General features: G+C 65.6%; 16 protein-coding genes. 7 read left to right on the top strand and 9 right to left on the bottom strand.

The window, feature by feature from the left end; all coding sequences use genetic code 11:
* Nucleotides 1-164: 164 nt before the first annotated feature.
* Nucleotides 165-791, bottom strand: a complete 627-nt coding sequence (locus ACTJKT_RS17010) for a LysE family translocator (protein ID WP_440787864.1) — start codon at nucleotides 789-791, stop codon at nucleotides 165-167.
* A gap of 146 nt (nucleotides 792-937) precedes the next feature.
* Between ACTJKT_RS17010 and ACTJKT_RS17005 the strand changes: the two genes are divergently transcribed.
* Entirely contained in the window at nucleotides 938-1411 is a 474-nt protein-coding gene (locus tag ACTJKT_RS17005; RefSeq protein ID WP_009051665.1) for an Lrp/AsnC family transcriptional regulator, read from the top strand.
* Nucleotides 1412-1498: 87 nt separating this feature from the next.
* Here the strand turns inward: ACTJKT_RS17005 and lpdA are convergent, their stop codons facing one another.
* From lpdA to ACTJKT_RS16970, 7 genes are all read right to left on the bottom strand, one after another.
* Complete coding sequence (gene lpdA, locus ACTJKT_RS17000; protein WP_440787863.1) at nucleotides 1499-2899, bottom strand: dihydrolipoyl dehydrogenase; 1401 nt, start codon at nucleotides 2897-2899, stop codon at nucleotides 1499-1501.
* Between the two features lie 230 nt (nucleotides 2900-3129).
* Nucleotides 3130-4062: a phosphatidate cytidylyltransferase gene (locus ACTJKT_RS16995; RefSeq protein WP_124303795.1), complete on the bottom strand. Its 933-nt coding sequence runs from the start codon at nucleotides 4060-4062 to the stop codon at nucleotides 3130-3132.
* A 1-nt stretch (nucleotide 4063) separates the two neighbouring features.
* Complete coding sequence (locus ACTJKT_RS16990; protein WP_440787862.1) at nucleotides 4064-4687, bottom strand: lysophospholipid acyltransferase family protein; 624 nt, start codon at nucleotides 4685-4687, stop codon at nucleotides 4064-4066.
* A gap of 9 nt (nucleotides 4688-4696) precedes the next feature.
* On the bottom strand, nucleotides 4697-5164 hold the full coding sequence (locus ACTJKT_RS16985; protein ID WP_440787861.1) for a hypothetical protein: 468 nt from the start codon (nucleotides 5162-5164) through the stop codon (nucleotides 4697-4699).
* Entirely contained in the window at nucleotides 5154-6497 is a 1344-nt protein-coding gene (locus ACTJKT_RS16980; RefSeq protein ID WP_440787860.1) for a phosphatase PAP2/dual specificity phosphatase family protein, read from the bottom strand. Before ACTJKT_RS16980 ends, ACTJKT_RS16985 begins: the two co-directional genes overlap by 11 nt.
* Nucleotides 6497-8254 (bottom strand): bifunctional alpha/beta hydrolase/class I SAM-dependent methyltransferase, encoded by a 1758-nt coding sequence (locus ACTJKT_RS16975; protein ID WP_440787859.1) that lies wholly within the window; start codon nucleotides 8252-8254, stop codon nucleotides 6497-6499. Before ACTJKT_RS16975 ends, ACTJKT_RS16980 begins: the two co-directional genes overlap by 1 nt.
* A gap of 10 nt (nucleotides 8255-8264) precedes the next feature.
* Nucleotides 8265-8933 (bottom strand): CDP-alcohol phosphatidyltransferase family protein, encoded by a 669-nt coding sequence (locus tag ACTJKT_RS16970; protein WP_440787858.1) that lies wholly within the window; start codon nucleotides 8931-8933, stop codon nucleotides 8265-8267.
* 240 nt (nucleotides 8934-9173) lie between these two features.
* Between ACTJKT_RS16970 and ACTJKT_RS16965 the strand changes: the two genes are divergently transcribed.
* The 5 genes from ACTJKT_RS16965 (at nucleotide 9174) to cfaB (ending at nucleotide 16638) form a co-directional block, all read left to right on the top strand.
* On the top strand, nucleotides 9174-11141 hold the full coding sequence (locus ACTJKT_RS16965; protein WP_440787857.1) for an SPFH domain-containing protein: 1968 nt from the start codon (nucleotides 9174-9176) through the stop codon (nucleotides 11139-11141).
* Nucleotides 11138-12181 (top strand): protease modulator HflC, encoded by a 1044-nt coding sequence (hflC, locus tag ACTJKT_RS16960; protein ID WP_028683618.1) that lies wholly within the window; start codon nucleotides 11138-11140, stop codon nucleotides 12179-12181. Before ACTJKT_RS16965 ends, hflC begins: the two co-directional genes overlap by 4 nt.
* Complete coding sequence (hflK, locus tag ACTJKT_RS16955; protein ID WP_123412955.1) at nucleotides 12178-13236, top strand: protease modulator HflK; 1059 nt, start codon at nucleotides 12178-12180, stop codon at nucleotides 13234-13236. Before hflC ends, hflK begins: the two co-directional genes overlap by 4 nt.
* Nucleotides 13233-15137 carry a cation-translocating P-type ATPase gene (locus tag ACTJKT_RS16950; protein ID WP_440787855.1) on the top strand — a complete coding sequence of 635 codons (1905 nt, stop codon included), beginning with the start codon at nucleotides 13233-13235 and terminating at the stop codon, nucleotides 15135-15137. The genes hflK and ACTJKT_RS16950 overlap by 4 nt, the downstream gene beginning before the upstream one ends.
* Nucleotides 15138-15450: 313 nt before the next feature.
* Complete coding sequence (gene cfaB / locus ACTJKT_RS16945; RefSeq protein ID WP_025806928.1) at nucleotides 15451-16638, top strand: C17 cyclopropane fatty acid synthase CfaB; 1188 nt, start codon at nucleotides 15451-15453, stop codon at nucleotides 16636-16638.
* A gap of 10 nt (nucleotides 16639-16648) precedes the next feature.
* Here cfaB and cls read toward each other — a convergent pair whose 3' ends face one another.
* Nucleotides 16649-18088, bottom strand: a complete 1440-nt coding sequence (gene cls / locus ACTJKT_RS16940) for a cardiolipin synthase (RefSeq protein WP_440787853.1) — start codon at nucleotides 18086-18088, stop codon at nucleotides 16649-16651.
* A 132-nt stretch (nucleotides 18089-18220) separates the two neighbouring features.
* On the opposite strand from cls, the gene ACTJKT_RS16935 reads away from it, so the two are divergent.
* Complete coding sequence (locus ACTJKT_RS16935) at nucleotides 18221-18742, top strand: DUF3617 domain-containing protein (protein WP_025806930.1); 522 nt, start codon at nucleotides 18221-18223, stop codon at nucleotides 18740-18742.
* Nucleotides 18743-18785: the final 43 nt, after the last annotated feature.

Below are 18785 nucleotides of genomic sequence, written 5' to 3'. Positions count from 1 at the left end.
CGGCGAATGCGGTAGGCGCAGGCTTTTGTAGCCGCTGCCGCAGGCTGCGATCGCGNAGGGCGCGCAAGGCCGTAAGATCGCTGAAGGCCTGCGGCCTTATCGCAGCCTGCGGCAGCGGCTACAGGGGGGCTCAGCGCCGCTCAATCAGCGCCAGGCGTAGGGCCTCAGGCCTGTTGCACGAAGGTCAGGCGCAGGGCGAAGCCGATCAGCAGGCTGCCGAACAGCCATTGCTGGACCCGCTGGGCGGCGCGGTTGTGCGCCAGCCAGCGGCCGATCCAGGCGCCGGCCAGGGCGTAGGCGCTGTCGAACAGCAAACCCACCAAAACCAGCAGCAGACCGAGGCTGGCGAACTGCGCGGCCACGGGGCCGGCCTGCGGGTCGATGAACTGTGGCAGCAACACCGAGCAGAACAGCAGCGCCTTGGGGTTGAGCAGGTTGGTCAGCAGGCCGCGGCGGATCGCTTCGCGCCAGCGTAGCGCGCTCGTGGCCTCGCCATCCTGCAGGCTGGGCAGCAGGTTGGCCCGCAGGCACTGCACGCCGAGCCACAACAGGTACGCGGTCCCGCCCAGGCGCACCACCTCGAAGGTCCAGGGCGCGGCCTTGAACAGGGCGGCCAGGCCCAGTGCCGCCAGCGCCACATGGCAGCCCCTGGCGATCGCCAGGCCTGCCGCGGTGGCCAGCGCCAGGCCCTTGCCCTGGCGGGCGCCGGTTTGCAGCAGCAGGATCATGTCGGGGCCGGGCAGCAGATAGACCACCGCCAGCGCCAGGAAAAACATCCAGAGTTGCGCCACCTTGCCACCCCCTTTCGTTGTCGATTCGGTAGGCAAAGTCTAGGGCCGAAGGGCAGGGCAGGTGCTTGCGTAGTCAGCCAGCAAGAGGGCGGAAATTGGCATAATCTTCCACCTGGACATGGAGTGACTATCGGAAAATGCCAAAAATGAAACTGGACGCCTACGACCGCAAGATTCTCGCCGCCCTGCAGCGCGACGGCCGCCTGAGCAACGTGCAACTGGCGGAGGAGATCGGCCTGTCTCCTTCACCCTGTTTGCGCCGGGTACGGATGCTGGAAGAAGCCGGGGTGATTCGCGGCTACCAGGCCAACCTCGATCGCGATGAAGTCGGTCTGGGGCTGACGGTGTTCGTCGGGGTCAAGGTCGAGCGGCACACCGACGAGCATTCCGAAGCCTTCCACAAGGCGGTGACGGCGCTGCCGGAGGTACTTTCGGCGTTCCTGGTGTCCGGCGAGTCGGACTTTCTGTTGCAGGTGGTGGTGCCGGACCTGCGGGCCTACGACCGCTTTCTCACCGGCAGCCTGCTGAAACTGCCGGGCGTCAGCGATATCCGCAGCAACTTCGCGATCCACACGGTGAAAACCCCGGGGGCGTTGCCGCTGGGACATTTGCCGGCCTGATGGCTTACCTGTAGCCGCTGNAAGATCGCTGAAGGCCTTCGGCCTTATCGCAGCCTGCGGCAGCGGCTACAGGGGCGGGACCGAGGCCTACATCTGCGTCGCCATCCCCTCGACATCCATCGCCGCCTGGCGCAAGGCCTCGGAGCGGGTCGGGTGTGGGTGGCAGGTCAGGGCGATATCTTCGGCCGAGGCGGAAAACTCCATGGCCACGCAGTATTCGCCGATCATTTCGCTGACGTTCGGTCCTACCAGATGCACGCCGAGGATTTCATCGGTCTGTGCGTCCGCCAGGACCTTGGCGAAACCTTCGGTCTCGTGGTTGATCTTGGCCCGGCTGTTGGCCGTGAAAGGGAACTTGCCGACCTTGTAGGCCCGGCCCTCGGCCTTGAGCTGCTCTTCGGTCTGGCCGACGCTGGCCAGCTCCGGCTTGGTGTAGATCACACTGGGGATCAGGTTGTAGTTCACTTCACCAGCCTTGCCGACGATCTGCTCGATACAGGCCATGGCCTCGTCCTCGGCCTTGTGGGCGAGCATCGGCCCGGACGTGACGTCGCCAATCACCCACACCCCAGGGGCCTCGGTGCGGTGCTGGCGGTTGGCGAGCATGCCGCGCGGGTCGGTGCCCAGGCCGACGTTTTCCAGGCCCAGGCCCTGGGTATAAGGCCGGCGCCCGATGGCCACCAGCACATAGTCGGCTTCCAGCAGCTCCACGGTGCCGCCCGCTGCCGGTTCGATGCTCAACTGCACGCCGTTGGCCGAGGTGCTGGCGCTGCTGACCTTGGTGCCGAGCTTGAAGGCGATCCCCTGTTTGCCCAGGGCCCGTTGCAGGGTCTTGCCGGCTTCGCCATCGACGCCGGGGCAGATGCGGTCCAGGTACTCGACCACCGTCACCTGGGCGCCCAGGCGCCGCCAGACCGAACCCAGCTCCAGGCCGATCACCCCGGCGCCGATCACCACCAGGTGCCGCGGCACTTCGCCGAGGGACAGCGCGCCGGTGGAGTCGAGGATGCGCCGGTTGTCGATCTCCACCCCGGGCAATGGTGTCGGCTCGGAGCCGGTGGCGATCACGATGTCCTTGGCCTGCAACCGGGTCTTGCCGCCGGCGCTGTCGGTTACCGTGACCTGGCCCGGGCCGTCGATATGGCCCCAGCCCTTGATCCAGTCGACCTTGTTCTTGCGGAACAGGAACTCGATGCCCTTGGTCAGGCCCGCCACGCTGTCGTCCTTCTGCTTCATCATCTGGGCGAGGTTGAGGCTGGGTTTGACCTCGATGCCCAGTTCGGCGAATTCCTTGCCCATGGCCGCGTCGTACAGCTCCGAGGCGTGCAGCAAGGCCTTGGACGGCATGCAGCCGACGTTCAGGCAGGTGCCGCCGAGGGTGGCGCGACCTTCGACGCAGGCGGCCTTGAGCCCCAGCTGGCCGGCACGAATGGCGGCGTTGTAGCCACCGGGGCCCCCACCGAGGATGACGACGTCGTAGCTGCTCATGGCTGTTCTCCTGCAATCGGAAGGAAGGGCGTTAAAGGTAGTCGAGCAAAAAATTATGACCATAATATGAGCGTGCGAAGGCTGGCTGGTCAAGCAGGGGTTCGCATCCCCTGTAGGAGCGAAGCTTGCTCGCGATGGCATCGACGCGGTCTTGTCGTCAAACCGCGTTGGTCGCATCGCGAGCAATCGAGCGTCGACCGGCTGCTCCTACAGAAGAAGAGGGCGGGTGTTCAGGTCCACCAGTAGCGTACGAGGTGGAAGAAGATCGGCGCGGCGAAACACACCGAGTCCAGGCGGTCGAGCATGCCGCCGTGGCCTTCGATCATGTGGCCCCAGTCCTTTACCCCGCGGTCGCGCTTGATCGCCGACATGACGATGCCGCCGGCAAAGCCCAGCAGGTTGATCAGCAGGGCGATCAGGAACGACTGCCAGATATTGAAGGGGGTGATCCACCACAGCGCGCCGCCGATCAGCGAGGCCAGCAGGATGCCGCCGACAAAACCTTCCACGGTCTTGGACGGCGACAGCCGTGGGGCGATCTTGCGTTTGCCGAAGAGTTTTCCACAGACGTACTGCAACACGTCCGACATCTGCACCACGATCACCAGGTAGGCGATCAGCAGCAGGTTGCGTCCTTCGTAGCCGGCGATATCCAGGGTCAGCAGCGCCGGCACGAACGACACGCAGAACACCGCGATCATCAGCCCCCACTGGACCTTGGAGGCGCGCTCGAGGAAGTGCGTGCTGTCGCCGCCCAGGGACGCGAGGATCGGCAGCAGCAGGAACACATAGACCGGGATGAAGATCGAGAACAGCCCGTACCAGTCGAAGTAGATCAGCAGGTATTGCAGGGGCAGGGCCAGGTAGAACGCCGCCACCAGCGCCGGGTAGTCGCTGCGCCGGGTCGGCATCAGGGTCAGGAATTCGCGCAGGGCGTAGAAGGACACCGCGTAGAACAGAAGGATCACCGCGCTGGTGCCGAGCCAGAAGGCGATGCCGATCACCAGCACCATCACCCACCAGGCGTTGATGCGCGCGTTGAGGTTGTCGATCACCGAACTCGGCGCGCCACGGGTGCGCAGCTTGAGCAGAAAACCGATCAGCGAGGCCAGCACCAGTACCGCGCCGATCCCGCCGAACAACATCAGGGTTTGCCTATCCATCTCAAGAATGCTCCGGGGCCATGGCCAGCAGCGCTGCGCGGCTGCGTTCGAGGAATTGCTCTTTGCTTTCGCCGTCTTCGAGGGACAGCGGCGCGCCGAAGCTGGTGGTGCACAACAGCGGCAGGGGCAGGAAACGGCCCTTGGGCATCACGCGGTTGAGGTTGGCGATCCACACCGGAATCACCTGGGCCTGTGGGTAACTTTTCGCCAGGTGATAGATGCCGCTCTTGAATGGCTGCAGGCCTTCCTCCTCCAGGTTGCGCGTGCCTTCGGGGAAGATGATCAGCGAATCGCCGTTGGCCAGGGCATCGAGCATCGGCTGCAAGGGGTTATCCACAGGCTCCTTGCGCTCACGATCTATCAACACGCCGTTGAACACCCGGTTGATGATGTAGCGGCGCAGCGGGCGGGTCTGCCAGTAATCGGCGCCGGCCACCGGCCGCGTCACCTTGCGCAGCGCGGGCGGCAGCGAGGCCCAGAGCAGCACGAAGTCGCCGTGGCTGCTGTGGTTGGCGAAGTAGATGCGTTGCACCGCCTGCGGCCCGCAACCGAGCCACAGGCTGCGCGCCCCGGTGATGGTGCGGGCGGCGGAGGTGATGAGGGTGGCGACCAGGGGTTCGAGCATGAGAATTCCTTATCCGGCGATGGCCAGCCAGGGGCTGGCCAGGATGAAGCCCAGTGTCAGCAGTACTTGCGCCGCCAGCAGCCAGGCCTGGCGACGCAACAGGTTGAGGGCGCCGCGGCTGCGTTGCTGCCACGGGCGGCCGCCGGCGTTCGCCGGTTGCAGGCCGAGGGCGCTCAGCGCCTGGTCCAGGGCGGCGCTGCGTTCGGCCAGCGGCAGCGGGCTGTCCGCTACCCGCTGGAACAGCTCGGCATCGAAGGCCACCCGCAGCGCCCAGTACTTTTGCAGCAATCCCAGGACCAGCAGGGCAACGCTCAGGGCGATGGCCCAGGGAGCGGACACGCCGAGCAACCACTGGCCGAGGCCGAGCAGGGCGCCGAGCAGGGCGCCGAGCAGGCTCAGGCCTGTGGATAACAGGTCCAGCGAATGCCCGCGGCGCAACAGGCTGGCCACCGCATGCAGTTCCATATCAGTGGCCATGCACGCTCCCCTGGGCTGTGGATAAAGGCTCCAGGGCCCGGCGGTGCGCGGGTTGCAGGACGATCTGTGGGCGCGCGCGGCGGATCTGCACTATGGCCGCATCGACGCTGGCGGCACGGCCTGTGTACAACAGCCAGGCGGCCACGGCGGTGGCGCTGCGCGAATAGCCCAGGGCGCAGCAGACCAGCAGCGGCGCGTGCTCGCGCAGGCTTTCGATGGCTTGCGCGGCCTCGCGGCATTGCAAGGGGGTGGGCGCGGTCAGGTCGAGCACCGGCACGCAGCGATAGGCCAGATGGCGGCCGTCCACCGACAGCTCGGCACACAGGTCGACCACCGCGCTGAACGGGCTGTCCTGCAGCTCGCCCGGGGTCGGGATGCGTCCCAGCCAGACGTTATCCACAACCTCGTCGGGCTGTGGATGCTTGCGGGTCCACAGCCGGGAATTGAGCCAGGCCGCCGCCAGGTAAGGCGCCAGCAGCCAGCGCGTGGCGTTGCCCAGGCGGCCGTCTGCGCCTTTCTGGAAGCCCTTGGCGTCGAACAGCCCATAGTTCAGCGCCACCAACAGCAGCGCCACCGCCGGCCACAACAGCCACAACCAGGCACCGCCCAGGGCGAAAGCCGGGACGGCAAACGCCACGGCTCCCAGGGCATAGAACGATGCCAGGCGCCAGCGCTGGCGATCGCGGGCCAGGCGCAGGTTCTGCAGCAGGCCGGGGCGGTCCAGCGGCCACAGCCAGACGCACAGCCAGCCGGCCAGGGCGCCTGTGGGCAGGTCGATAAAGTGGTGTTGATAAGTGGTCAGCACCGACACGCCGATCAGCGCGAACCAGCCGTGCACCAGCCAGCGCCAGATGCCCTGGACATGCCGCGCGTAGCAGACCCACAGCACCACCAGCAGCGCGATGTGCAGCGACGGCGCCTGGTTGAACGGCTTGTCGAAGCCGGCCAGCACGTCGAACAACCAGCCGAACAGGCCATCCAGCTCCGGGCGCTGGAAGGTGAAGCGCAACGGCCAGAGCAGGAAGCAGCTGACGGCGATGACTTGCGCGGTCAGCAGGCGCAAGGCGTGGCGCTTGAGTTCTTCGCGGCTGGAAGGCAGCAGCAGGGAAAAGCCGTACAGCAGGTCGATCGACCAGTAGGGCACGATGCTCCAGGCCCAGAACGGCATCTGCTGTTCCCAGTCGAACACCAGGCTGCCGACCTCGGCCCGCTGCGAAGTAACCCAGGTGGCGAAGCCATAGGTGCCGAAAAACAGCGGCGCCAGCAGCAACAGCCAGAGCACCGCGGGTTTCAGCAGGCCGGGCTCGCGCGTGTATGTCGCGGCGGCAGTCATCATTGCACCCGCTGCGCCAGCGACACGCTGAAAATGCCCCACTGATCGACGCGCAGGGTGATCCGGCGGAACCCCGCGGCCTCCACCAGTTGGTCCATCTCGGCCTGGGTCCGGCGACGCATGACCCAGGCCTGCCCCGCACGGTGGCTGGTCAGGGCACGGGCGATCAGCTCCAGCTGCGGATGCCAGGGTTGCCCGGTGTAGACCAGATAGCCGCCAGGCTCCACGGCGGCGGCCAGTCCCGCCAGGGAGTCGCTGACCATCTGGTTGTCGGCGAACAGTTCGTACAGGCCGGACACCACCGCCAGCGTCGGTTTCGGCTCCAGGGCCGCGAGGTCGTCGCGGTCGAAGGCGTCGGCTTTGACGAAGCGGGCGATCTGGCCCAGGCCTTTCTCGGCGATCAGTGCGCTACCGTCGCGCACGTTGATGTCGCTGTAGTCGCGCAGCAGGATCGACTCCGGCAGCGGGCTGACGCCCTGCAAGGCTTCGAGAATGTAGCGTCCGTGGCCGGCGGCGATGTCGACGATGCGCACCTCGCGCTGCTGGTCGCGCAGTTTCTCCATGGCCAGGCGCAGCAGTTCTTCCACATGCAGCTTGCGCTGGCGAATGCCGCGCCAGCCGATGGAGTCCAGGTAGTTGCGGTCGATCATCCGGCCCAGGGCCGAGGTGCCGGTCGCCTGGTTGCGGTACACGTAGTCCAGGGTGCTGCCGGAGTCGAAACCGGTGTCGAAACCCAGCTTGACCCCGGCCGAGAGCTGGCTGCCCAGGCGCATGCTGGCACGGGTCATACGCCAGTAGAGGTCGCGCAGGGAGTTGCGCGGCAGGGGCGCCGCCAGTGCCTCGGATTCGGCGCAGGTCAGGCCCAGTCGGTCGGCGTCGAGCAGGGAAGGGCGGTTCAGCGGCCGCGCGAAGTTTTGCAGGATGAACCGCCGGGCACTGGCGACGGCCGGGGCCCGGGCCTTCTCGCCGAGGGTGTCGTGGAAGAAGCCCGGCAGGATGTGTTTTTCCTTGTGCAGGCTGCCCAAGCGTTCGAAGAACTGTTCCTGGGGCCGGCGATGGACGACGAAGTCGGCGCCGGAGATCAGCAACTGGGTCGGCACCTGGATCGCCTGGGCGTCGGCCACCACCCGTTCGGCGGCTTCGTAGAGGCCGAGCAGCACGTTCACCGAGATCGCCTTGGTGATCAGCGGGTCGCTGTCATAGGAGGCCACCCGCGCCGGGTCATGGCTGAGGAAGCGCGCCTTGACGTAGCTGTTGACGAAAAAGTTGCCGCGAAAACGCCGCAGCAGCGCCAGGCCCGGACGGGCGAAAGGCACGTAGAGCTTGACCTTGAACGCCGGCGACGCCAGCACCAGGGCGCGGATGCGCGGCGCGTAATCGTGGACCCAGGTGGACGCGATCACCGCGCCAACGCTCTGGGCCACCACGGCCATGTGTTCTTCGTCGATGCCGTGGCTGGCCCGCAGGTGATCGCAGAAGGTCTGCACGTCGCGCACGCTGGTGGCGAAGCTCGGGCTGTCGCCCCGGGCGCCGGGCGACTGGCCGTGGCCACGGGCATCCCAGGCGAAGAAATCGAATGCCGGCAGGTCCAGTTCGTCCACCAGGTGGGCGATGCGCGCGGAGTGTTCGTGGCCGCGGTGGAACAGCAGCACGGCCTGGCGCGGGCCGTCCGAAGGGGCGGCGGTGGCTGGCCAGTGGCGATAGAACAGCTCGACGCCGTCGTGGGTGGTGAAGGTCTGGTGTTGAGCTTCGCGCATGACAACTTCCTTATTCTGAGGGGGCGTTTTGCTGCACTTCTTGTTGTTGTGCGTCCTGTTTCTGTACTTCGTGTTTCTGTACTTCGAGCAGGCCCTGGCGAACCCGGTTGATCAAGGTGTAGACCAACAACGCGGCGACCACTGCCAGCACGCCATTGATCCAGGCGGCGCTGAGCCAGCCCAGGGCGATGCCGGTGGCCAGCACGCCGAGCACGAACGCCCGGTCGCTTTTGCCCATGGGGCCGTCGTAGCGGCGCGAGGCGCCGATCATCGGCCCGAGCACGCCGGCGTACTCGCTGAACAGCGCCAGCAGCGTCACCAGCAGGACCAGCGGCAGGCTGACGCCGGCAATCAGCGCGAAAGGCAGGATCAGCGCGCTGTCGGCAATCACGTCGCACAATTCATTGAGGTAGGCGCCCAGGCGCGATTGCTGGCCGAATTCCCGGGCCAGCATGCCGTCGATGGCGTTCAGCGCCATGCGCAGGATCATCCACAGCGGGATCAGGATGAACAGCCAGAGGTGGCTGGCGAAACTGCCGATCAGGGCCCCCACCAGCACCGAAATCACCCCCGCCAGCACGGTGATCTGGTTGGCCGTGGTGCCGTTATCGTACAGGCGCTGGACCCAGGGCCGCAGCAGGTTCTGGAAGCGCGGTTTGAGCTGGTAGATGGAGAGCATGGCTGGACGGTTCCTTGTCACAAAGTGGGCCACGGATTATGGCCATAGATCTCGCGGGCTGGCATCAGCGCAGCAGCGGTTTTCCCTGGCTTTGTGACGCGCCCATGGCAAATAAAGGCATAGGTAAGCGACGAAAATTTCACTACTATCGTTATATCGTAACGATTTGTGACATGTACGGCGGCTTGCAGGAGAGTTATCCACAGGCCGGAACGGGTTAACGACCAGCGTTGGGGTGGTATGCAAGTCGATCTTGAGACTGAAGGGGCGGGGGTCGAAGCCTTGCCGAGGTTTCAGCGGGCGGCCTTTCACGAACGCCGTCTGAAGCGTTGGGGCATCGGGCTGGCGGGGCTGGCCGGGGTGGGGCTGGCGTTGGCGTTTTTCGTCGAGCTGTTTGCCCCGCAATCCCTATGGCCGGTGTTGCTGGTCAATCTGGCCGCGGCTTTGCTGGTGCTGGTCGGCGGCCTGCAGGCGGCGGGCTGGGTCAGCGCCTGGCGCGCGGCTGTATTGCGGGCTCCAGATGTGGCGCCGAGCCCGGAGCCGGTTGTGGATGAACCCTTGCCCGATGACGGCTGGTATGAACGCCTGCTGGACGGCATCAGCCAGCGTTGGTCCGGGTTGCTCGCGCAGATCGGCGCGCCGACCTTGTGGCTCGCCGGCTGGGCCTTGCTGGTGCTGGTGGTGATCGAGCAGGCGTGGAACCTGAGCCTGCCCGCCGCGGCCCTGGGCCTGGCGGGCAATGTCGGCACGGTGCTGGCGTTGTTGCTGGCCTTCGGCTTGCTGGTGTTCGAGCGCCAACTGAGCCAGGAACACCCCGGCGAATGGCCGGAGGCCGCGGCGCTGGCGCAGTTGGCGCGGGTGGCGATCATCAGCCTGGTGCTGGCGGCGCTGTGCCTGTTGTTCAGCAGCGATACGGCGATCTGGCCGGTGCGCCTGGGCGTGCTGATCGGCGTATTGCCGGCGCTGGTGGCCCTGGAGTTCCTGCTGCGCGCGGTGCTGTCGTTGTTCAGCCCGCGTCGCGAGCAACTGGAGCCGCGCATGCTGGCCCACAGCGTGGTCGCCGATCTGTTGCGCTGGCCGCCGCAGCCTTTGCTGGCCTTGCAGCACGAACTGCACAACCGCTTCGGCATCGACCTGCGGCAGATCTGGGCCTTCACTTATATGCGCCGGGCGTTCCTGCCGGTGCTGCTGGTGGTGCTCGGGGTGGGCTGGCTGCTCACCGGCCTGCATGAAGTGCCGTTGCAAGGGCGGGGCATCTACGAACGTTTCGGCAAGCCGGTGGCGGTCTTTGGTCCGGGTTTGCACGCGGGTCTGCCGTGGCCGCTGGGCCGGGTGCTGAGTGTCGAGAACGGCGTGGTGCATGAATTGGCCACCAGTGTCGGCGAGGCGCCTACAGTGATCGAGCCGGCATCTGCCGAAGGGCCGCCACCGCTGGTGGCCAACCGCTTGTGGGACGCCAGCCATGTGAACGACAAGTCCCAGGTGATCGCCAGCGGCAGTGCCGACAAGCAGAGCTTCCAGATCGTCAACATGGACGTGCGCTTCGTCTATCGCATCGGTCTGAGCGATCAGGCGGCGCTGGCGGCGACCTACAACAGCGCCGACATTCCAATGCTGATCCGCAGCACCGCCAGCCGCATCCTGGTCCATGACTTTGCCTCGCGCACCCTCGATGGTCTGCTGGGCGAAGACCGTACCAGCCTGGCCGAGGACATCGGCCGCGCGGTGCAGGCCGACCTGGAGAAACTCGACAGCGGGGTGGAGATTCTCGCCACCGTGGTAGAGGCCATTCACCCGCCGGCGGGCGCCGCCAATGCCTATCACGGCGTCCAGGCCGCGCAGATCGGCGCCCAGGCGCTGATTTCCCGCGAGCGCGGCGCGGCCAGCGAACAGACCAATCAGGCGCAGTTGCAGGCCAGCATCGCCCGCGATCAGGCCACAGCCACGGCCCATGAAGTGCAAGCCACGGCGCAAGCGGCCGACCTGCGTTTCAGCGCCGAGCAAAAGGCCTATGCCAGCGCCGGCCAGGCGTTCGTGCTGGAGCAGTATCTGAGCCAGCTGAGCCAGGGCCTGCGCAACGCCAAGTTGCTGGTGCTCGATCATCGCCTGGGCGGCGCCAGCGCACCGACCCTCGACCTGCGTACATTCACTTTGCCGACCGAGCCTTCGGTGCCGGGTAACACCGCTCAGCCAGGAGCCGTCCATTGAGCCAGTCCCATTCCCACGATCATCAGGATCACGCCGGCCACGATCACGGCCATGGCGGCCATCACCATCACGGGCACCATCATCACCACGGCGCGCCGGAAGAGGCGGGGCCCTTTCCCTGGCGGCGCATGGCCTGGGCGCTGTTGCTGGTGCTGTTCGCCGTTGCCGCGGCGAGCCTGGTGCAAGTGCGCTCCGGAGAGGCCACGGTGATTACCCGTTTCGGCAACCCGGCGCGGGTGCTGCTGGAGCCGGGCCTCGGTTGGCGCTGGCCGGCACCCTTCGAGGCGGCGATCCCGGTGGACCTGCGCCTGCGCACCACGTCCAGTGGCTTGCAGGATGTCGGTACCCGCGACGGTTTGCGCATCATCGTCCAGGCCTATGTGGCGTGGCAGGTGCAGGGCGATCCGGACAACGTGAAACGCTTTATGCGCGCGGTGCAGAACCAGCCGGACGAAGCGGCGCGGCAGATCCGCACCTTTGTCGGCTCGGCCCTGGAAACCACCGCCAGCAGTTTCGACCTGGCCAATCTGGTGAACACCGACGCGAGCAAGGTGCGCATCGCCGACTTCGAAGCCCAGTTGCGTAAACAGATCGAACAGCAGTTGCTGAGCACCTATGGCGTGCGCGTGCTGCAAGTCGGCGTGGAACGCCTGACCCTGCCCTCGGTAACCCTGACCGCCACCGTCGACCGCATGCGTGCCGAGCGTGAAACCATCGCCACCGAACGCACGGCCATCGGTAAGCGCGAAGCGGCGCAAATCCGTTCCGCCGCCGAGCGCGATGCGCGCATCGTCCAGGCCGACGCCACGGTGAAAGCCGCGGATATCGAAGCCCAATCCCGGGTGCAGGCGGCGGAGATCTACGGCCGTGCCTACGCCGGTTCGCCGCAGCTGTACAACCTGCTGCGTTCGCTGGACACCTTGGGCACCGTGGTGACCCCAGGCACCAAGCTGATTCTGCGTACCGATGCCGCACCATTCCGGGTGCTGGTGGACGGGCCGCCAACCCTCGGTAATAAAGCCGCCGGGTCGCAACCATGAGTTTGGTTCCACGTGGAACACATGAACTTGGCAGCCCATGGATTCAGGCCGGGCGCCTGGCGTTTCTCGCCCTGTATGCGGTGACCGTGCTGGCAGCCTTGGCCTGGGCGTTTTCCAATGTGCGGCAGATCGATCCACAGAATCGCGCGGTGGTTCTGCATTTTGGCGCCCTGGACCGGATCCAGAACGCCGGCCTGTTACTGGCCTGGCCGCAACCCTTCGAACAGGTGGTGCTGTTGCCTGCCGCGGACCGGGTGATCGAGCGGCGGGTGGAAAGCCTGCTGCGTTCCGACGCGGCCTTGAAGGGTGACAAGGTGGCGAGTTTCGCCGTGCCCCTGAGCGATGCCCTGGCCGGTTCCGGTTACCTGCTGACCGGCGACGCCGGGGTGGTGCAGCTGGATGTGCGGGTGTTCTACAAGGTTACCGAGCCTTATGCCTTCGTGTTGCAGGGTGAGCATGTGTTGCCGGCGCTGGATCGGCTGGTGACCCGCAGCGCCCTGGCCCTGACCGCCGCCCGCGATCTCGACACCATTTTGGTGGCGCGTCCGGAACTGATCGGGGCCGACAATCAGGCCGCCGAGCGTCGCGAACGGCTGCGCGGCGATCTGGTGCAAGGCATCAACCAGCGGCTGGCGGATCTGGCGGCGACCGGGCAGGGGATAGGTATCGAAGTGACCCGGGTCGATGTCCAGTCCAGCTTGCCGGGGCCGGCGGTCAGCGCCTTCAACGCGGTGCTGACTGCCAGCCAGCAGGCCGACAAGGCGGTGGCCAACGCCCGCACCGAAGCCGAAAAGCTCACGCAAACCGCCAACGAACAGGCCGACCGCACCTTGCAGGTGGCGCACGCCCAGGCCGGTGAACGCCTGGCCAAGGCCCAGGCCGATACCGCGACTATCCAGAGCCTGGCCCAGGCGCAACGCAATGGCACCGACCCGGAAATGCTCCTGCGCATCTACCGCGAACGCCTGCCGAAGATTCTCGGCCAGGCCGGCTCGGTGACCACGGTCAATCCCAAAGACGATTCCCGCCTGATCATTCAGGGAGCCCAACCATGACTGCCCACACCCATGCCGCCGCGCCGGCGAGCATGCTCACCTCTGCCGAACAACGCAGCGCCGCGCGCCAGCTGACCCTGGCCATGCTGGCCTTGGGGCTGCTCGGCCTGGGCCTGGTCTGGCGCTGGCTGGCCCCGGAGCAGAGCGGCGTCAGCCAGCTGCTGCTGGGTTTCGCTTCGTTGCTGGTGGCGCTGCCGGTGATGCGTTCGGCCTGGTACAGCCTGCGTTACCCGAGCCTGCACGGCATCACCGACCAGTTGATCGCCCTGGCCATGCTCGGCGCCTGGGCCACCGGCGACCTGCTGACCGCGGCGCTGTTGCCGATCATCATGATCTTCGGCCACGTGTTGGAAGAGCGCAGCGTCATCGGTTCCCAGGAAGCCATTCATGCCCTGGGTCGTTTGACCCGCAGCCATGCGCGACTGGTGCAGGCCGACGGCAGCATTGGCGAGGTGGACAACGCCACGCTCAAGGCCGGCGATATCGTCGAAGTGCGCGCCGGCGACCGGGTGCCTGCCGACGGTTTGGTGCTGTCCGGGCAAGCCAGTCTCGACACTGCGCCGATCACTGGCGAGTCGGTGCCGCTGGAGGCTGATGTCGGCATGCAGGTATTCGGCGGGGCGATCAACCTCGATGGCCTGTTGCGCCTGGAAGTGACCCGCACCGGCCACGAATCGACCCTGGGCAAGGTCATCGCGCTGATGCAAAGCGCCGAGCGTTCCAAGCCGCCGATCACCCGTTTGCTCGAACGTTACGCCGGCAGCTACATGGTGCTGGTGTTGCTGCTGGCGGCGGTGACCTGGTTCATCACCAACGATGCCCAGGCGATGCTCGCGGTGCTGGTGGCGGCCTGTCCCTGTGCCCTGGTGCTGTCCGCGCCGGCCACGGCGATTGCCGGGATCGCCGTGGCGGCGCGTCACGGCATCCTGATTCGCAGCTCGGCGTTCCTCGAGGAGCTGGCGGACCTGACCTCGCTGGTGGTGGACAAGACCGGCACCCTGACGTTCGGCACCTTGCGCCTGCAATCCATCGACAGCCCGCGGGAAGACCGCCAGGCCTTGTTGAACCTGGCGGCCAGCCTGGGCTCAGCCAGCAGTCACCCGGTCAGCCGCGCGCTGGCCGGCCTGGTGACCCAGGAGCATTTCCTGGTGTTGTCGGATATTCGCGAGCGCCAGGGCCTCGGCGTGGTGGCGCAGACCGAGCAGGGCGAAGCGGCCCTGGGGCGTCCCGAGTTGTTCGGCCAGCTCGGTATCGTCACCACCGCGGTTCCGGAACATGACGGACCTATTGCCGGGCTGGCGCTGAACGGTGAATTTCTCGCCTGGCTGTTGCTGGCCGACAGCGTCAAGCCGGAAGCGCGTTTTGCCCTCGACGAACTGCGCGAACTGGGGCTGGGCCGCCAGCTGTTGCTGACCGGCGACCGCCAGAGTGTCGCCGACAGCCTGGCGCGGGATATCGGCATCGGCGATGTCGAAGCCCAGGCATTGCCGGAAGACAAGCTCAAGCGCGTGCTGGGGGAAATCGACAGCGGTTTCCGGCCTATGGTGGTGGGCGACGGGATCAACGATTCCCTGGCGCTCAAGGCTGGCGTGGTCGGCGTGGCCATGGGCGCGGGCGGGGCGGACATTGCCCTGGCCTCGGCCGATATCGTGCTGATCGGCAGCGACCTGCGGCGTCTCGGCACCTGTGTGCGCCTGAGCCGCCAGTGCCGCCAGACCCTGCAGGTCAATGTGATCATTGGCCTGGGCTGGACCCTGGCCATCGTCGCCTTCGCCGCGTTCGGCTGGCTCGGCGCGGCGGGGGCGATGATCGCGGCGGTGCTGCATAACCTCAGCACCTTGCTGGTGCTGGGCAATGCCGGGCGTTTGTTGCGCTTTCAGGAACCGTTGCTCAAGTTGTAAAGAGCGGGGCTGATGGAGCGCCGCTTTGCGGCTATCGCGAGCAAGCTCGCTCCTACAGAAGGGCGAGTGTCGGCGGCTAGGGTGAGAAGCGCGGGTTTGAGCGTCTGGAGCTAGAATTAAACCAGATCGAACTGCGTGCCTGCTTGGCGGTCCTCTGTGGAGAGGGCCCAGCTCCCGGGACGGTCGGCTGGCTGTTCAGCATGGATTGTTGCAATGCCGGCACTGATGAATTTCAGCTATCAGATCGATAGCCTGCTAATTTTTCAGTATGGTCTAACCTCACTCAGACGTCTGAAACAAGGGGGGATAATCCATGCTCGCGCAACTTCCACCGGCCTTACAGAATCTGCAACTACCGCTACGCCTGCGACTCTGGGACGGCCATGAATTCAACCTGGGGCCGGCGCCCAGCGTCACCATTGTGGTCAAGGACCCGCAACTGGTCACCCAGCTCACCCATCCCACTCTCGACGCGCTGGGGGCGGCGTTCGTCGAGGGCAAACTTGAACTGGAAGGCTCGATCAGCGAAGTCATCCGGGTTTGCGACGAACTGACCCAGGTGCTGCTGGACGGCGATGAACAAGTGCTGCCAGTACGCTCCCAGCACGACAAGGCCACCGATGCGGCCGCCATCTCCTACCACTACGACCTTTCCAACGACTTCTACCAGCTGTGGCTCGACAGCGACATGGCCTATTCCTGCGCCTATTTCGAGACCGGCAGTGAAAGCCTGGAACAGGCCCAGCAAGCCAAATTCCGTCATCTGTGCCGCAAGTTGCGCTTGCAGCCCGGCGAGTACCTGCTGGACGTCGGTTGTGGCTGGGGCGGGCTGGCGCGTTACGCGGCGCGGGAATTCGGGGTCAAGGTATTCGGTATCACCCTGAGCAAGGAACAACTGGCGCTGGCCAAGGAGCGGGTGATCGCCGAAGGCCTGCAGGACCAGGTAGAACTGCAACTGCTGGACTATCGCGACCTGCCCCAGGACGGCCGCTTCGACAAGGTGGTGAGCGTTGGCATGTTCGAGCACGTGGGCCACGCCAACCTGGCGCAGTACTGCAAGACGCTGTTCGGCGCGGTGCGCGAAGGCGGGCTGGTGATGAACCATGGGATCACCGCCAAGCACACCGATGGACGTCCCGTGGGCCGCGGCGCCGGCGAATTCATCGAGAAGTACGTGTTCCCCAACGGCGAGCTGCCGCACCTGTCGATGATTTCGGCCGAGATCAGCGAAGCGGGGCTGGAGATCGTCGACGTGGAAAGCCTGCGCCTGCATTACGCCCGTACCCTGGACCACTGGAGCGAGCGTTTGGAAGACAATCTGGAAGCCGCCTCGCGGCTGGTGCCGGAACAGGTCCTGCGTATCTGGCGCCTGTACCTGGCTGGCTGTGCCTACGCCTTCGCCCGCGGCTGGATCAACCTGCACCAGATTCTCGCGGTCAAGGCTCACGCCGATGGCAGTCATGAATTGCCTTGGACCCGTGACGACCTGTATTACTCGTGAAACACCGACTCTAAAGGATCGGTGAAATAAGCCGGGCTACCCGCATGCCAAGCTGTTGCAGGCGGTGGGTTTCCCGGCTTTCTTCTTTGGCGATTTCGCGCGAGCGCTCGAAGTCGAGGTTGAGCATCTGTTCCACCTCGCTGGCGAAAGCTTTGTCCACCGTCAGCAACATCACCTCGAAATTCAGACGGAACGAGCGGTTGTCCAGGTTGGCGCTGCCGATCGCGCTGATTTCGCTGTCGATCAGCACCACTTTCTGGTGCAGGAAACCTGGCTGGTAACGAAACACCCGCACCCCGGCGCGTACTGCTTCAAAGGCGTACAGGCTGGACGCGGCGTAGACGATCCGATGGTCCGCGCGCGACGGCAGCAGGATCCGCACGTCCACCCCGCGCAGGACGGCCAGGCGCATGGCGGAAAACACCGCTTCGTCGGGGACGAAATAGGGGCTGGTGATCCATATCCGTTCGGTCGCCGCGTGGATGGCTTCGACGAAGAACAGCGAGCAGGTTTCATAAGGGTCCGCCGGGCCGCTGGCCAGCACCTGGCACAGCACGCCGTCGTCGGGGTAGGTGTCGGGCAGGATCAGCGGCGGCAATTGCCGTGAGGCCCAGAACCAGTCTTCGGCGAAAGACTCTTGCAGGCAGGCCACCACCGGGCCACTGACGGACACATGAGTGTCGCGCCAAGGCGACAGGGGCGGCTTTTTACCCAGGTACTCGTCGCCGACGTTATGCCCGCCGACAAACCCCAGCAGGCCATCCACCACCACAATCTTGCGGTGGTTGCGGAAGTTGATCTGGAAGCGGTTGAGCCAGCCGCTGCGGGTGGCGAAGGCATGCACCTGGATGCCGGCATCGCGCAGTGGCTGCACATAGGAGTGGGGCAGGGAATGGCTGCCGATGCGGTCGTAGAGCAGGTGGATCGCCACACCTTCGCTGGCCTTTTTCAGCAGCAGGCTTTGCAGGCGCCGACCAAGGTCGTCGTCGTGGATGATGAAGAACTGGATCAGCACCGTCGTGCGAGCGCGTTCGATGGCGGCGAAAATTGCGGCGAAGGTGGCATCGCCGTTGACCAGCAGCCGTACATGGTTGCTGGCCAGGCAAGGCATGCGCCCCAGCTTGGGCATGGCCCGCAGCGAGGTGTAGGCGGCCGAGGCGCGGGCGCTCAGGGCTTCCTCGATCCAGGGGCGCCAGTTCAGGTCGTTGATCGCCTTGCGCATTTCCAGGTTGGCCTGGCGCCGGGCCTTGATATAGGCGTCGAAGGTGCTGCGGCCGAATACCAGATAGGGAACAAGGGTCAGGTACGGCATGAACAGCAGCGACAGGGCCCAGGCAATGGCGCCTTGGGCGGTCCTGACGGTCAACACCGCGTGGATGGCGGCGATCAGGCCGAGAAAGTGCAACGTGGCAATCAGATAGCCGAAGATATGTGGGCCAAAATAATCCATGGGGCAGCCTTGCTCCTGAAGATTCAATGCCTAACAGATCATGTTCCACGGCGATTGTCGCTAATTAATTCGCCATGCAACGCCGCAGCATTTTTAGCGTCTAACGGGCCACTACTGTCTAGGAGTCATTCGATGAAGCTTCGTCTACTGGGTTTGGCCATGGCTGCCGTTGTCTCGCTTCCGCTGGCCGCGCAGGCCCAGATGCTGCAACCGGGCCTGTGGGAACTGACCACCAGCAATATGAAAGTCGATGACCAGAGCCTGCCGGATCTGTCGTTGATTCTCGGCCAGTTGCAACAACAGCTGACGCCCGAGCAACGGGCGCAGTTGGAGAAGCAGGGCGTGACCATGGGCGGCAAGGGCATCCGCGTGTGCCTGACGCCGGAGCAGGTGAAGTCCGACACCATTCCGCTGCAGGATCCGCAATCGGGCTGCCGCCAGGAGGTCACCGACCGCACCTCCAACCAGTGGAAATTCCGCTTCAGCTGCCCGAAAGCCCAGGGCTCGGGCGTGGCGAAATTCCTCAGCGACCGTGAGTTCACCACCAACGTCAGCGGCACCTTCAATGCCACCGGCTTCCAGCAGAAGGGCAGCATGGACACCCGCGCGGTGTGGCTGGGGCAGGATTGCGGGACGGTTAAACCAAGGGCCTAAAAGCATCGCGGGCAAGTCGGATCGCCGCCCGCTCGCTCCTACA

This window comes from Pseudomonas sp. 22526 (genome assembly GCF_052044735.1).
GTDB classification, from domain to species: domain Bacteria; phylum Pseudomonadota; class Gammaproteobacteria; order Pseudomonadales; family Pseudomonadaceae; genus Aquipseudomonas; species Aquipseudomonas piscium.
This window is presented reverse-complemented; position numbering and strand designations above follow the sequence as displayed.